The following is a 14,190-nucleotide window of genomic DNA, read 5'->3' on the forward strand; positions in this document are numbered from 1 at the left end:
AAAAAAGTTGTTTCGTCAATATGAGTAATAAAGTGACAAAATTCGAAAGCGTCCTTACGTGCGATCTCTCTCTTTTCTTATTTCAGCCTGTAAATAACGTCGTCTTTTGTTGATATACTGCCGGATGACCTCTCGTTCTGATTGTAGGATGTCTTTTCTATCTCTCGTATAAGGATCATCTCCAATTCGGTTCTCAATAGAAGCATGCCATTTCTCAATAATTGGACAAAGACGTTCTTCTAAAAATTGTGTATCGAGTACATGCTGGAAAAGCGTGTAATAGGCTCTCTTAAACGAAGGGATATCTAGTAATCTAGCAGTTAACGTATTAAAGCCGCTTACTGGAATATAATCAAACGCCATTTCTTCTCCATGAATGTCACGGCCCCATGTCGCATCATAATCCCAAGGAAGCACTTGGAATCTGCCTTGTTCATTCACATAAAGAGCGTAGTTATGGACAAAGCCGTCAAAGTTTTGAGTGCACACGACACCAATGAGCCAGCGGAAATACTGGGTCACATCTAGGTAATGCTCAATCTTTTCTGCAAATATGTCATCTTTCGCTGTGTTGAGAAAGTAAATAAATTCACTTAGCTGCTGATCATGTTGAGAAGTCCCTGTTTTTTTCTCGTACCCGAGGAGAAGGTGTTTTTTTGGCTTTTTATCAAACGAACTCAAAAGGGAAAAGTTGGCGTCGTCATCGACTGCATAATAAATGCCGCCTTCTGAAAGCAGTCTTTTCTGAAAAAAGTGCTCATCGACGGATTCTATTTTTAAATAAATGCCTTCTTTTCTTCCGTTTATAGTAAGAAACACATGAGACGCAGCAGGGCTCAGCACCCCTATCTGCTCAAAGAAATAAAAGGACAGTCTGTTTCGGATAAACGAAGGGTCATTGTATTCTGCATTTAAATGAAAGATAGATTCGCCTTGTCTTTGTTTTGGCTTTCGATATTCAATTTGATAGGACTTTTTTTTCAGCTTTCTGATGTGAGACCCCCGGTATGAAGCATAAATGTGTGATTTGATCTGACCAGTTTTCAATATGCCCTCAACAGGTTCGTCGTTCCATATGTCTTTTCGTAATTCAATCAGGTCCTTTGGGTGAATCCAAATATCCATTTGCTTTAAAGGTTCTGTGGTCATACGTTCATCCTCCTCCTATGCTCTTCTTTACGATATGAAAATGAAGGAATGTCCTGTACCCGTTTGTTAGGTATTCATGGAGTTTTAAAAGAAAGGGGCATCCGCCAAGAACACTTGTCTACCAAGTCTCGTAACATAAAGCAGAGAAGATAAACAGTTTGATCTGTTTGTTTTGTCAAAGTATAGACTGGGAGGGGAATCGTTCGTGAGCACATTTGATCATTCACATATTGAACATGCAGTGGATTCACTTCGAAGTGAAGGACGTGATCATCACTTAGATCGTGAACCAGAATCGAGACGATCGCACAAGTCAGCTCGTTCTCGTCATTCAAATCGCGGTAATTGGTTCTTTGGCGGTGGTGGACGCCGTAAATCATGCCGCAGTAAAAAAAGCTACAGAAGCTATCGTTCAAAGAAAAGTTATCGCTCGAAGAAAAGCATGAAGAGTAAAAAGTCATATAAAAGCAAGAAATCTTGCAGAAGCAAAAAGAGCGAACCGAAAAAGTCATGTCGCAGCAAACACAGATCCCATCATAAGAAAAGCTGCCGCAAGTCACACCGCAGCAAATGCAGATCGCATCATAAGAAGAGCTGCCGCAAGTCACATCGCAGCAAGCACAGATCGCATCATAAGAAGAGCCGCAAGTCGCGCCGCAGCCATCGATCTAAGCGATCTCATCACCATAGACGCAGCCGCTCTTGCAAAAGATGTGGGAAGAAAAAGCATCATTCCCGCAGCAGAGGAAATGTTGATCGCAAATGGGATCAAGGGAACATGTGGGAGTATCGCCGCTACCGCTAAACATCAGATCATCTTTTTTGAAACCCTTTTTAAAAGAGAGTATGATAAAAAAGGGTTTTTTTTATTTCATAGAGAAATAAAATGAGACATCATCACTTAGCGAAAAGAAGATTGTGAGGGGAAGACATGAAGTTTTTTACAGGTGAGATACATAGCAGGATGTTTATCGGGGTAGTCATTGATGATGAATGGGTCATGGACGTTAAAAAGGCAGAAGCCAAATTATTCGAGCTTGAGACACTGCCAAACTCTTTAGCTGAATGTATTCATATGGGGGACAAGTTTGTTGAGCATGTCAAACAGCTCCTTGACTGGGCTGAGAAAAAAGAAGAGGATCGGGGTTCTTATGTATATCCGCTGTCAGACGTGAAACTCCATGCGCCGATTCCAAAGCCAGTTAAAAACATTATGTGTGTTGGAAAGAATTATCAAGATCATGTCATGGAGATGGGAAGTGCAGCGGATATCCCTAAAGATGTGATGATCTTTACAAAGGCACCTACTTCAGTCGTTGGACATGAAGCGGATATCCTCCTTCATGAAGATGTGACGAGTGAACTGGATTATGAAGGAGAGCTTGCGATCGTGATGGGCAAATCAGGGAAGAATATTGCACCTGAAGAAGTCCATGATTATCTATTTGGTTACACTATTTTAAATGACGTAACGGCAAGAGATTTACAGAAAAAACACAAACAATTTTTTGTAGGTAAAAGCTTAGATACAACCTGCCCGATAGGACCTTATATTGTGCATAAGTCTGTGATCGAGGATCACGGCGCGCTCCATGTGGAAACAAAGGTTAACGGAGAGGTTCGCCAGTCTGCAAGTACAGAATTAATGATTTTCTCCATCGAGAACATTGTGTCTACTCTTTCAAAAGGGATGACACTAGAAGCTGGTGACATCATTGCAACGGGAACACCTTCTGGGGTTGGCAAAGGCTTTGAACCGCCTAAATTCTTAGCTTCAGGGGATCGAATCGACATCACGATTGAACCGATTGGGACGCTATCAAATCGCGTCAAATAAAGAGTGAGGTGACACAGGATTGTCGCTTTGTGTTCGACTTATTTCGTGGTACGATGAGAAGGTAATTGTTCTGATAAAGGGGGAAATAACAGATGGGAACGCATTTACATATTACAGCATGGGTGCTAGGAATTATTTTATTCTTCGTGGCCTTTGCTCTAGCAGGTAAAAACGACAAAGGTGCTAAAATTGTGCACATGATTGTCAGACTATTGTACTTGATCATTATTGCAACAGGCGTAGAGCTGTATGTTCGCACAGGAATGAAGATTCCAGGTTTCGGTGGCGAGTATATCGGTAAAATGATTTTCGGTATCCTTGTGATCGGCTTCATGGAAATGGTTCTTGTACGCAAGAAAAAAGGAAAATCGGTGACTGGTGTATTGATTGGTTTTATCGTACTCGCGATTGTGACCATTCTTCTCGGTTTACGTCTGCCGATCGGCTTCCATATCTTTTAACATAAAAAGGACATTGCTTATACGAAGCAGTGTCCTTTTTATATGCCTTCAAATTGCGAAACCGACCGGTGACCGTCAGAAGAGGTCCATTCAAAACGAATTTGACCTGCGGCAGAGTCGTGGTGACATTGAAGAGCAAGTGATTGTGTATCTGTCGAAAACTGAAAGAAAGAAACTCGTTGAAAAGAATGAAAGGAGGAGAAAACACAATCGTAGACGGAAAAACCAAGCTGCTCTACCTGTGCAATGATTTCATAAAAGACGTTTTCAGGTACGAACATCAGTAGGTCAAGCCATCCTTTGGCAAGTGATGCCGTATATTGAATCACTTCACCGCCTTGTACTTCTACAAGCTGTCCACTTTCATGAAGGATCATGGACCCGAGCAGTTCCCCTTTTGTCCACGTGTCATTTTCCTTCAAACAGATCATCGTGCTTTGAAGACTTTCTGGTAGCATGATTTCTCCTTCTTCATCTTCAATCAGACAATGCCCGTTTTCAATGAGTAAATACCCGCTGCGCCATCTTCGGCTGCAGCGTTCAAGCTGCTTCATTCGTTTTTCCATTTGCAGACACTCCTTTCCTCTTTCTTTTCTTACCAAATCATGCTTGTCCTATACGCCCGAGAAAAAAGGACAAATCAACTATCAAGGAGACGATGCATAAACTAAGAAAGGCTGAATGAGAACACTTGAGGAAAAACGGATGGGAGCTGATGATGATGTGTGGAATAACAGGCTGGGCAGACTTTAAAAAGCAGCTCATCCAACAGGACCATGTAATCAATCAAATGACAGATACATTATCTAAAAGAGGGCCAGACGATACAAATACGTGGAAAAGTGAGCACGTTCTATTTGGGCATAAAAGGTTAGCGGTTGTAGATGTAGAAGGCGGAAAACAGCCGATGACATATACACATCAAAACCATGCTTATACCGTTGTATACAATGGAGAGCTTTATAACACAGAGGATATAAGAAAAGAATTGTTAAAAAGAGGCCACCGTTTTCTAGGGCATTCTGATACAGAGGTACTTCTTCACGCCTACACAGAATGGAAGGAAGAGTGTGTGACCCATTTTAATGGTATTTTTGCATTTGTGATTTGGGATAGTGAGCGTGAATTATTATTTGCAGGGAGAGACCGGCTCGGCGTCAAGCCATTTTTCTATACAGAACGTCATCATTCCTTTTTATTTGGTTCAGAAATCAAGGCGCTTCTTGCTCACCCTGATATGAAAGCAAAAGTCGATCATGAGGGATTATCGGAGATTTTTGGTTTAGGACCGTCTAGAACACCAGGGCAAGGAGTGTTTAAAGGGGTAAAAGAGCTGAGACCTGCTCATGCCTTGACCTTTTCAAAAGACGGATTGCGTGTGTGGAGATACTGGAATGTCAAAAGCAAGGTGCATACGGACTCACTTGATGACACCGCACAGCACGTCAAGGATCTCTTTACAGATGCCGTCACAAGGCAGCTCGTCTCTGATGTGCCTGTTTGTACATTTTTATCGGGTGGCGTCGATTCGAGTGCCATTACCGCCATTGCCGCTAAGCACTTTGAGAAAATAGGGAAAGCACCGCTTCATACGTATTCCGTTGACTACGAAGGGAATGATCAATTCTTTGAAGCAAGTCAATTCCAGCCAAATGCGGACGGTCCATGGATTGACCACATGACCAAGGCGTTTCAAACGAATCATCACAGCTGCATCATTGGACAAAAGGAGCTGGCTGCTTATTTAAAGGAAGCGGTTGAGGTCCGAGACTTACCGGGTATGGCAGATATTGATTCTTCTTTGCTTTGGTTCTGTCGAGAAATTAAAAAGGACTTTGTTGTCGGTTTGTCAGGTGAATGTGCGGATGAAATTTTTGGAGGTTATCCTTGGTTCCATTCGGCAAATGAAACGAATGGTTTTCCTTGGATGAGATCGACGGAAGCTAGAACGCAGCTCTTACAAGACTCGTGGCAAAAGAAGCTGTCACTAAAAGAATATGCACAAAGCAAATATGAAGAAACCGTGGCTGAAACGCCTCTTTTAGATGGAGAAACTGGAGTAGATAAAGCCCGGAGAGAACTTTTTTACTTAAATATGGTCTGGTTTATGACAACGCTGCTAGATCGAAAAGACCGAATGAGTATGGGGGCGAGTCTTGAGGTACGTGTACCATTTGCGGACCATCGTCTTGTCGAATATGTATGGAATATTCCTTGGGAAATGAAAATGCATGGAAATCGTGAAAAAGGGGTTTTACGGAAAGCATTAGAGGGAATTTTACCGAATGAAGTGCTTTATCGCAAGAAGAGTCCTTACCCGAAAACACATCATCCAGCCTATACCCAGGCTGTGAAAGAGATGTTAACAGACTGCCTTGCGCAAAAAGATTCTGTCCTTCACGAATTTCTAGATCCACATCAATTAAAGCAGCTGATTGAAACGGAAGGAGCTTCCTTTCAAGTGCCTTGGTATGGCCAGCTCATGAAGGGCCCGCAATTAATCGCTCATCTGGCGCAAATTCATCATTGGTTTGAAACGTATCGAATTGATATAGAAGCGTAATAAAGGGTCGGCTTTCTTACATTTGTTGAAGGGAAGCCGGCTTTTTTTGATACATAACATGAGACGAATAGAGCACATCGAAAGTTGATCTAATCTTTCTAATTTATATAATTAACTTAAAGTGAATTAATTTGGAGGAAAAAGGATAATGAAAATCATTGTGATCGGAGCAGGACCAGGGGGACTTGCGGCAGCTATGATGCTTCAAAGCAAAGGACATGATGTTCATGTTTACGAAAAACAGCCCTTTGTTGGCGGACGTAATTCTAAGTTTCAACTTGGTGATTTCACGTTTGATACAGGTCCTACCTTTCTCAGCATGATTCATATTGCAGAGGAGCTGTTCACCTTTGCTGGTAAAAATCTTTATGACTATATTGATGTGATTGAATTAAAAGAAATGTATAGATTGATTTTCCAAGACGATCAGCTAGATATGATACGAGATCGTGATGAAATGTATAGACGGTTAGAAGCCTTTGCACCTGGAGAGGGCGAAGGGTATATACGATTTATGAACGATACGAAGCGCAAAATGGATCGGCTGACACCTATTTTACAAAGTAAAATGGATCGTTTTCATCATTATCTGCGTCCAAAGGTGCTCAAAGCACTTCCGCAGCTTTCATTGAATAAGAGTTTATATGATGTGCTGTCAGATTATTTCTCAAATGAATCAGTGAAATATGCGTTTACATTTCAATCAAAATATTTAGGCATGTCACCGTGGGAGTGCCCTGGTGCTTTCTCCATTCTATCATTTATGGAGCATGACACAGGTGTGTTCCATCCGAAGGGCGGGGTCAATCAGCTGTCAGAAGCGATGGCAAAAGCGGCAATTGAAGCTGGAGCAACGATTCATCTGTCAGCCGGCGTCGAAAAACTGCTGACAGAAGGCAGGAAAGTAAAGGGCATTCGCTTAGAATCTGGGGAAGAAATACAGGCAGATGAGGTTGTCGTAAATGGAGATTTTGCACATGTGATGACAAAGCTTGTAGAGCCAGGACTTTTAAAGAAATATAGCGAGAAAAAATTAAAAAAGAAAAAATTCTCATGCTCCACCTTTATGCTTTATTTAGGATTAGATACCATATATGAGGAGCCGCATCATACCATCGTTTTTTCTGATGATTATGCGCAATTTGTCAAAGGCATTACGAAAACATATGAGCTGCCAGATGATCCATCTATTTATATTCAAAATGCTAGTGTCACAGATGACTCACTTGCGCCAAAAGGAAAGTCAGCTCTTTATGTATTGGCACCCGTTGCTAACAATCAAAGCGGCATTGACTGGGAAGCGCATCAAGATGAATTCAGAGAACTTGTACTGAATACACTGGAGCGAAAAACCGGTTTTAAGAATGTAAGGCAGCATATAGAAGTCGAGCGGATGATCACACCGAAGCAATGGGAGGAAGACCTTTACGTATACGAAGGAGCCACATTTAACCTTGGTCACCAGCTGACGCAGATGATGGTTCTAAGGCCGCACAATGAATTTGATGAATTGGATCATTGCTGGCTCGTAGGAGGAGGAACGCATCCAGGAAGCGGACTGCCGACCATTTTAGAATCAGCACGTATCACGACAAATGCGATTCTTTCAAAAGAGAAACATACGCACAAAACATTGCCGCAACAAGAAAAGGGGAGCGCCTCATGAAAAAACATATATTGATTGCAGGTGGCGGTATTGGCGGGATGATCTCAGCACTTTATTTAAAAAAAGCGGGACATGATGTCACGCTTGTCGAAAAAAATGAGCGACTTGGCGGAAGACTTGCTTTTGTACGTGAGAAAGGATATAAAGTAGATGAAGGTCCGACCATTGTCCTACTTCCAGATATGTTAAAAGGTATTTTACATGAGGTTGGAATTGACGAAGCATCTCTTGATCTTTTGCAGCTTGATCCGCTGTATACGATTCAATTTCAAGATGGTACCTCCTACACGAAGTACTCCGATGCACTTCGTCAGCTAGAGGAAATCAGACGTGTATTTCCAAAGGAAGATCAAGGATTCCTAAGGTTTATGGAAGAAATGACAGACCGGTTTCAAGAAGGACAACAAGCCTTTCTAGAGAAATCATTTCATGAAAAACGTACATTTTTTACAAAAGCAAACATGAAAATTTTAATGAAATTAAAGGCGTATCGCACGGTTCAAAGTGCCCTGAAAAAGTATTTCTCAGACGAACGCCTGCGAGATGCATATGCACTTCAAACCCTCTATGTCGGAGGAAATCCATATGAATCATCTGCTATATATTCGCTTGTTTCATATAGTGAGCACGCACATGGAATCTACTATTTAAAAGGCGGCTATGCGAGTTTAGTAGATATATTGGAGAGGGAGCTCATGAAAAAGGGTGTGCATGTGAGAAAAAATGCAGAAGTCACGGAGCTAGAGTTTGATGGGAAGCGCGTGGTTAAAGCAAAAGTCAGTGAAGCCCATATAGCAGCTGATGCTTTTGTCATCAACGGAGATTATCCAGCTGCGTTAAAACAGCTTGGTTTAGACGAACAAGATCGGCGTAAATACGTGCCGTCTTCTGGCTGTGTAATGGTGTATCTCGGGTTAAACAAAATGTACCATGATGCGCCTGTGCACCAATTCTTTATGGGCGAACACTTTGATCAGCATATGAAAGAGGTTTTTCAAACGAAGACGATCCCTCAAGACCCGTCGTTTTATACATTTAATCCATCGATTATTGATCCATCTCTTGCCCCGGAAGGCTGTAGTGTTTTATATATGCTGATTCCCGTTCCCTCAGGAGATCATATCAACTGGGAAGAGGAGACAGATTTTGTAGAGAAAATGGTCGATCGTCTTGAGAAAAGAGGCTTTCCAAGCTTGCGAGAGTCGATTGTCTGGAAAAAAATCAGAACACCAAATGATTCCTTGCGAGAAGGATTGTTTGAAGGTGGCAGCTTTGGACTTGCGCCTAACTTATTTCAATCAGGTGTGTTCCGCCCGCAAGTGAAGGCAGCTGAGACTGATAATCTTTATGCAGTAGGTGCTTCCATCCATCCTGGTGGCGGAGTGCCGATCGTGATGCAAAGTGCGAAGCTGATGGCCTCTGTGCTGTTAAAAGATTTGAATGACAGAAAGGAAGTGAAGCTAAGTGGTTGATGTACAAACAGCATTGAAATTATGTGAGGAGACGATTCAAACCCATTCTAAAACGTTTTACCGTGCCTTTTCCATGCTGCCTAAAAAGAAACGACAGGCCGTCTGGGCTGTGTATTCCTTTTGCCGGAAAGCAGATGATATTGTAGATGAGTCCCCCTCGCCAAAAGAGGAGCTTGCCTCCTTTCGAGAGACGTTTGATCGATTTTTACAAGGTGAGGTAGATCGGAATGATCCGATGTGGGTGGCGCTAGAACATACATTTCAAGAGTTCCGTATGGATGAAGCTCCGTTCCGTGACTTGCTCCAAGGTCAGGAGATGGATTTAGAGCAGCACCGCTATGAAACGTTAGATGAACTGCTCATTTATTCCTACCATGTTGCTAGTACCGTTGGACTTATGCTGCTTCCTATTATTGCACCGCGTAAAAAAGAACAGCTAAAAGAAGCAGCGATTTCATTAGGGATTGCCATGCAGCTGACCAATATTCTTCGTGACATCGGCGAAGATAAGGCTGAAAGAGACCGCATTTATTTGCCAAAGCAAGTCATGGATCAATTCGGATATACAGAGCAAGAATTGCAAGAAGGCATTGTCAATCAAGCATTTCAGCACGTATGGGAGTACATTGCCTTTGAGGCAGAGGCATACTACGAGGAGTTTTTTGACCATCTTCATGAATTCCCGCTTTATTCACGTATACCAGTGAAAGCAGCTGCTCACTTTTATAAAGCCATTTTAGATAAGACAAGAGAAAATGAATACCGCGTATTTACACAGCGATCATTTATTTCGAACCAAGAAAAAGCACTTATTTTAGAAAATATTACGTAAAAAAGGACTGCACCCGCAGTCCTTTTTATGTGGAAGAAAAGCGATATTCCGTCCAAACCCTTGAACGCCACCGCCTATACATAAAGATGCCTCTTACCCATTCATCCACGATAAAAGAAATCCAAATCCCAATGAGGCCCATCTCAAGCTGGATGCCTAACAAGTAAGCGATTGGAAGCCCAATACCCCACATTGAAATCATCGCCATATACACTGGAAACTTCGCGTCGCCAGCAGCCCGCAAGGAATTAATAATGACCATATTAAAAGAACGGCCCGGTTCCAAAATAATGGTCAAAAGGAGGAGGGTGGCGGCGGTTTGAATGATCTCGCTGTTGCTAGTAAAGAAAGCAAGCAAATGCGTCGATGATAAAGATAAAGCAATAGAAGAAAGAAGGGAGATGCCAATGGCCCAGTATAAGCTTTTCATGCATCTGTGATAGGCAGCATCGAATTCCTTCGCCCCAATATGGCGCCCGATTAAAATTTGTGTCCCTTGGCTAATGGCTGCACCAAATAGCATAATGAACATCATGACATTTTGAGTATAAACCTTTGCAGCTAATGCCTGCGTCCCCATAAATGTAATAAACAGTGTAATGATCATTTGAGAGCCGTTATAAGAAAGCTGCTCTCCAGCAGAAGGAATGCCGATTTTTAGCAACTTTTTTAAATATGTCCGCTGGATGTGAAACATTTTCTTCAGTGAAAAGCGTAATCCAATTCGGCGGCGTACAATGAGGATCATGGCCATTAATCCGATCAATCGAGCGAGTGAGGTCGAAAAAGCGACCCCCATGACACCTAATACAGGGAAACCAAACGGACCAAAAATCACCAAATAGTTACCGGCAACGTTTAGCAAGTTCATTCCGATGGTGACATACATCGTATCTCTTGTATATCCGTAGCTTTTTAAAATAGCACTATACGTCATAATGAGCGCTTGAATAAAAGAAAGCAGCCCGACAATTTGTAAAAATACAGTCGCATCCGGCATGAGCTCACTTGATAGGCCCATCAGGTGTAAGATGGGAACAGCTAATACAAACATGAGAAGACTAATGACAAAGCTAATCAAGAAATTGGTTCCTAGTGAGATATAGGCGACTTGAGTCGCTTCCTGCCTGCGGCTCGCTCCTAAAAGCTGTGCAATCACAATCGTCGTTCCAGTTGTAATGAAGCTGAACATGACAATCAATAAATTCAGGAGCTGATTGCTTACACCAACTGCGGCAACACTATTATCGGAATATTGGCTGAGCATGAGGGTATCCGCGCTTCCCATCAGCATATATAAAGAGATTTCAATAAAAATAGGCCAAGTTAATGCAAATAATGAAGGATGGGTTTTCTTATCCTTGGCTTGAATCTTTTGAATTGGCAGTGCTTGAGGTTTCATCATAAGCCTCCTTTCGTATAAATCCGATTTATAGTGTACCTTGCATCGACTATAATAAGAAGAGATGAAACCGAAACTTATTGGAGAAATCCGACTTCATAAGGGGATGAATATGAATCGATTTATTACATTTACTGTACCGCCGTTCCCGGTTTATATCGTTTCAGGCAAAGGCGTATTTTATCAAGGAGAAAGACATATCTCTAGAACCTTCACCGTGTTTGATCTTCTTTATGTCACAAGAGGGCAGCTATGGATCATAGAAGACAGAGAGGCTCATCACGTAAAAGAAGGAGAATATATCATTCTCTCACCTGGCTTGTCGCATGGCGGACACCTGCCATGCGAAGAAGAAACGCACTATGAGTGGCTGCATTTCTCAATTGACCCATATGAGCTCACGAATCGGGCGAGAGAACATTGGTTTGATATGAAACAAAATCAAGCCACCTTTGAAAAACCGGCAACATATGAATTTAGCCTGCCCCGTAAAGGAAAAGTGAAAGGAAGAAATGTATTAGAAAAGCACCTTGCACAGATGCGGGCACTAAATGATGATGCATCTGAACTGCCACTGAAAAAACAGCTTCAGTTTGAAGAACTGCTCATTCATTTACAAAAAGAAGCATTTCACATTCCAAGTGCAAAGGAGAATGTCGCCTCAGAAGTGGTTCATTATCTTGAGCGTCACTTTATGAAGAAACTGCAAATGGAGGAGCTTGCAGAGAAACTGCACTATCACCCTGATTACATGACAAGGTGTATGCAGACTGTCTATGGACTGACGCCAAACCAATATATCAATCGTCTCAAGGTCGAAAAAGCCAAAAGCATGCTTGCCTCAACGAATGATAAAATCGCAGCGATTGCTGAACAGATAGGCATTGACGACCCTACTTATTTTTCTAAGCTGTTTCGGCAAAACGAAGGCATGACGCCTATCGAGTACCGTCATCTCGCAAAAAGAACGACAAAGTAAAGGAACGTGAAATGATGAAAGGGAAAAAAGAGCATGTGAGCATACGTCCATTAGACGAAACTGATCTAGAGGTCGTGTGGCATTTAAAGTTTAAAGCATCAGACCAGTCCTATCGAAAGTGGAATGCACCTTATTTTCATGAACACGAGATCCCGCTTGCTGCATTTAAGAAACGATATGTACAGGATGACGCCATTCCGCCAAAGCTATATGGCATTGTCATAGGTGGCGAATTGAAAGGCACCGTTTCTTATTATTGGGAGAATGAACGAACGCGCTGGCTTGAATGCGGGATTCTTATTTATGACTCATGTTTTTGGAATGGAGGAGTTGGAACAAAGGCCTTAAATCTATGGATTAATGAGTTATTTTCACACATTGATATCCCGCGAATCGGTCTCACCACCTGGTCTGGGAATGAACGAATGATGCGGTGCGCAGAGAAATGCGGGTTTACCCTTGAGGGAAGACTGAGAAAGGTCCGTTACTACCAAGGAGAGTATTATGATTCTATGCGTTACGGGATGCTGAGAGAGGAATGGCAAAGCCTTCTGCAACATTCAACTGAATAATTCCTTTTCTTTTTAGTAAAAAAGTAGCGGGATTGAATAAACTAAAAAAGAAGGGTGGCGAATGAGTTGCGTTGGATTACCGGATGGTTTGTGTCGATTATAGTGGCCGTTTACCTATTTGTAGATGCGCCTAAACATGGGAAGAATAAATGGCTGTGGGCGATTTTAGGCCTTTTATTCGGGCTCTTTACATTTGGAATATACCTGATCAAAACAGGAAGAAAAGGATTGGGCTGGACGGTTCTGATCGTGTCCATTATCATCTATTCTATTTTCATTCTAGTCTATGTCTTTTACTTCTTATTGCTGATGATCGGATACTCAAACGCATAATAGAAAGCACGTGTGTACATAAGGGGGAGTTTGATCTTGAGAATCACGGGTTTATTCGTTTCACTTGCTGTTGCCATTTATTTATGGTTTGATGCGCCAAAGCATGATAAAGACAAATGGCTGTGGGCCATTTTAGGTGTCTTATTTAGTACGATCGTTCTCGGTATTTATTTGATCAAGACAGAGAGGAAGGGACTTGGCTGGACCATTCTTATTTTAACGATTTTGTTTTACCTCATGCTGCTCATCTCTGTTTTGATCGGTATCATTCTTTTTTATCAGGTGGGTCCTTCATGAAGAAGGGCTTTTTTCTTTTACCTTTTGCGCAGGCACACCTGCAATAACAATCTTCTCCTCGTGAAAAGAACGGTTTACCACAGCATTTGCTCCGATGGAAATATGATTTGCAATATGGATATCCCCAAACAGCTTAGCACCTGGGCCGATCCATACATGATTCCCAATGGTTGGCACATCCTTTTTATGATGATTCTGACCAATATTCACCCCTTGATGAATATCACAAAATGCCCCAATTTTTGCATACTTGTTCACAATTAAGAGCCCCGTATGATTGATTCTAAGACCGGGACCGAAGACACCAATCGGGATATCAAAGCCAAACTGCATGCCTTTCTTTTTATGTAAATAGCGATAAAACCATTTGCGAAGTGCAGCACCGCTATTAGAATAGTATTCATATTTTCGTAAAATCCTTTGATATTTCCATATATCATCCCCAAACCACTTAGGTCGTTTGCGCTTAATGGCTAATGCTTTCTTGTCCTGAGCTAAGTAGTGGTGAAGATCATGCTTTGTTAAAATCATCAGATCCCTCTCCAATCCCTTTTGTTTCAGAGAAATTATACCATTATAACCATTTATATCAATATAGAATGACGTTTCTTTCTTTCTTTTTCTACA

The 14,190-nt window shown here is 41.9% G+C and carries 15 protein-coding genes; 11 read left to right on the forward strand and 4 right to left on the reverse strand.

Annotated elements, in window-relative coordinates:
- Positions 1-54 precede the first annotated feature (54 nt).
- Positions 55-1,149 (reverse strand): CotH kinase family protein, encoded by a 1,095-nt coding sequence (locus MHI33_RS05865; protein ID WP_065098893.1) that lies wholly within the window; start codon positions 1,147-1,149, stop codon positions 55-57.
- Positions 1,150-1,354: 205 nt separating this feature from the next.
- Between MHI33_RS05865 and cotG the strand changes: the two genes are divergently transcribed.
- From cotG to MHI33_RS05880, 3 genes are all read left to right on the forward strand, one after another.
- Positions 1,355-1,954: a spore coat protein CotG gene (cotG, locus tag MHI33_RS05870; protein WP_081277205.1), complete on the forward strand. Its 600-nt coding sequence runs from the start codon at positions 1,355-1,357 to the stop codon at positions 1,952-1,954.
- Positions 1,955-2,080: 126 nt separating this feature from the next.
- Positions 2,081-2,986 (forward strand): fumarylacetoacetate hydrolase family protein, encoded by a 906-nt coding sequence (locus MHI33_RS05875; protein WP_065098892.1) that lies wholly within the window; start codon positions 2,081-2,083, stop codon positions 2,984-2,986.
- Positions 2,987-3,078: 92 nt separating this feature from the next.
- On the forward strand, positions 3,079-3,447 hold the full coding sequence (locus MHI33_RS05880; protein WP_003212021.1) for a YisL family protein: 369 nt from the start codon (positions 3,079-3,081) through the stop codon (positions 3,445-3,447).
- Positions 3,448-3,485: 38 nt separating this feature from the next.
- Here the strand turns inward: MHI33_RS05880 and MHI33_RS05885 are convergent, their stop codons facing one another.
- Positions 3,486-4,013, reverse strand: a complete 528-nt coding sequence (locus MHI33_RS05885) for a DUF2777 family protein (RefSeq protein WP_340909818.1) — start codon at positions 4,011-4,013, stop codon at positions 3,486-3,488.
- Between the two features lie 155 nt (positions 4,014-4,168).
- Here MHI33_RS05885 and asnB point away from each other — a divergent pair, with 155 nt between their 5' ends.
- The 4 genes from asnB to MHI33_RS05905 all read left to right on the forward strand — a co-directional run bounded on the left by asnB (position 4,169) and on the right by MHI33_RS05905 (position 9,980).
- Positions 4,169-6,010, forward strand: coding sequence for an asparagine synthase (glutamine-hydrolyzing) (gene asnB, locus MHI33_RS05890; protein ID WP_106067184.1), 1,842 nt, complete (start codon positions 4,169-4,171; stop codon positions 6,008-6,010).
- Between the two features lie 148 nt (positions 6,011-6,158).
- The gene (locus tag MHI33_RS05895) at positions 6,159-7,676 is read left to right on the forward strand and encodes a phytoene desaturase family protein (RefSeq protein WP_335351530.1); all 1,518 of its coding nucleotides are present in this window, start codon (positions 6,159-6,161) and stop codon (positions 7,674-7,676) included.
- On the forward strand, positions 7,673-9,148 hold the full coding sequence (locus MHI33_RS05900) for a phytoene desaturase family protein (RefSeq protein WP_065098888.1): 1,476 nt from the start codon (positions 7,673-7,675) through the stop codon (positions 9,146-9,148). Before MHI33_RS05895 ends, MHI33_RS05900 begins: the two co-directional genes overlap by 4 nt.
- Positions 9,141-9,980 (forward strand): phytoene/squalene synthase family protein, encoded by an 840-nt coding sequence (locus MHI33_RS05905; protein ID WP_065098887.1) that lies wholly within the window; start codon positions 9,141-9,143, stop codon positions 9,978-9,980. The genes MHI33_RS05900 and MHI33_RS05905 overlap by 8 nt, the downstream gene beginning before the upstream one ends.
- A gap of 25 nt (positions 9,981-10,005) precedes the next feature.
- On the opposite strand, the gene MHI33_RS05910 is transcribed toward MHI33_RS05905, so the two are convergent.
- Positions 10,006-11,382, reverse strand: a complete 1,377-nt coding sequence (locus tag MHI33_RS05910; RefSeq protein WP_340909831.1) for an MATE family efflux transporter — start codon at positions 11,380-11,382, stop codon at positions 10,006-10,008.
- A 112-nt stretch (positions 11,383-11,494) separates the two neighbouring features.
- On the opposite strand from MHI33_RS05910, the gene MHI33_RS05915 reads away from it, so the two are divergent.
- The 4 genes from MHI33_RS05915 to MHI33_RS05930 all read left to right on the forward strand — a co-directional run bounded on the left by MHI33_RS05915 (position 11,495) and on the right by MHI33_RS05930 (position 13,563).
- The gene (locus MHI33_RS05915) at positions 11,495-12,361 is read left to right on the forward strand and encodes an AraC family transcriptional regulator (RefSeq protein ID WP_340909834.1); all 867 of its coding nucleotides are present in this window, start codon (positions 11,495-11,497) and stop codon (positions 12,359-12,361) included.
- Positions 12,362-12,375: 14 nt separating this feature from the next.
- A complete protein-coding gene (locus tag MHI33_RS05920) occupies positions 12,376-12,933 on the forward strand; it encodes a GNAT family N-acetyltransferase (RefSeq protein ID WP_106064967.1) in 558 nt (185 codons plus the stop codon).
- 66 nt (positions 12,934-12,999) lie between these two features.
- Positions 13,000-13,266 (forward strand): hypothetical protein, encoded by a 267-nt coding sequence (locus tag MHI33_RS05925; protein WP_003212235.1) that lies wholly within the window; start codon positions 13,000-13,002, stop codon positions 13,264-13,266.
- Between the two features lie 36 nt (positions 13,267-13,302).
- Positions 13,303-13,563: a hypothetical protein gene (locus MHI33_RS05930; protein WP_044139886.1), complete on the forward strand. Its 261-nt coding sequence runs from the start codon at positions 13,303-13,305 to the stop codon at positions 13,561-13,563.
- Here the strand turns inward: MHI33_RS05930 and MHI33_RS05935 are convergent.
- A complete protein-coding gene (locus MHI33_RS05935; RefSeq protein WP_065098884.1) occupies positions 13,558-14,094 on the reverse strand; it encodes a serine O-acetyltransferase in 537 nt (178 codons plus the stop codon). The two genes, MHI33_RS05930 and MHI33_RS05935, sit on opposite strands and share 6 nt — an antisense overlap.
- Positions 14,095-14,190 lie beyond the last annotated feature (96 nt).

Origin of the sequence: Bacillus sp. FSL K6-2971, from assembly GCF_038006405.1 — a bacterium.
GTDB classification, from domain to species: domain Bacteria; phylum Bacillota; class Bacilli; order Bacillales; family Bacillaceae; genus Bacillus; species Bacillus pumilus.

Excerpts from the sequence above, each read along its gene's own strand:
- asnB (WP_106067184.1), top strand. The coding sequence starts at position 4,169 with ATGTGTGGAATAACAGGCTGGGCAGACTTTAAAAAGCAGCTCATCCAA.
- MHI33_RS05895 (WP_335351530.1), top strand. The coding sequence starts at position 6,159 with ATGAAAATCATTGTGATCGGAGCAGGACCAGGGGGACTTGCGGCAGCT.
- MHI33_RS05920 (WP_106064967.1), top strand. The coding sequence starts at position 12,376 with ATGAAAGGGAAAAAAGAGCATGTGAGCATACGTCCATTAGACGAAACT.
- MHI33_RS05865 (WP_065098893.1), bottom strand. The coding sequence starts at position 1,149 with ATGACCACAGAACCTTTAAAGCAAATGGATATTTGGATTCACCCAAAG.
- MHI33_RS05910 (WP_340909831.1), bottom strand. The coding sequence starts at position 11,382 with ATGAAACCTCAAGCACTGCCAATTCAAAAGATTCAAGCCAAGGATAAG.
- MHI33_RS05935 (WP_065098884.1), bottom strand. The coding sequence starts at position 14,094 with ATGATTTTAACAAAGCATGATCTTCACCACTACTTAGCTCAGGACAAG.
- MHI33_RS05915 (WP_340909834.1), top strand. The coding sequence starts at position 11,495 with ATGAATCGATTTATTACATTTACTGTACCGCCGTTCCCGGTTTATATC.
- MHI33_RS05875 (WP_065098892.1), top strand. The coding sequence starts at position 2,081 with ATGAAGTTTTTTACAGGTGAGATACATAGCAGGATGTTTATCGGGGTA.
- MHI33_RS05900 (WP_065098888.1), top strand. The coding sequence starts at position 7,673 with ATGAAAAAACATATATTGATTGCAGGTGGCGGTATTGGCGGGATGATC.
- MHI33_RS05885 (WP_340909818.1), bottom strand. The coding sequence starts at position 4,013 with ATGGAAAAACGAATGAAGCAGCTTGAACGCTGCAGCCGAAGATGGCGC.
- MHI33_RS05880 (WP_003212021.1), top strand. The coding sequence starts at position 3,079 with ATGGGAACGCATTTACATATTACAGCATGGGTGCTAGGAATTATTTTA.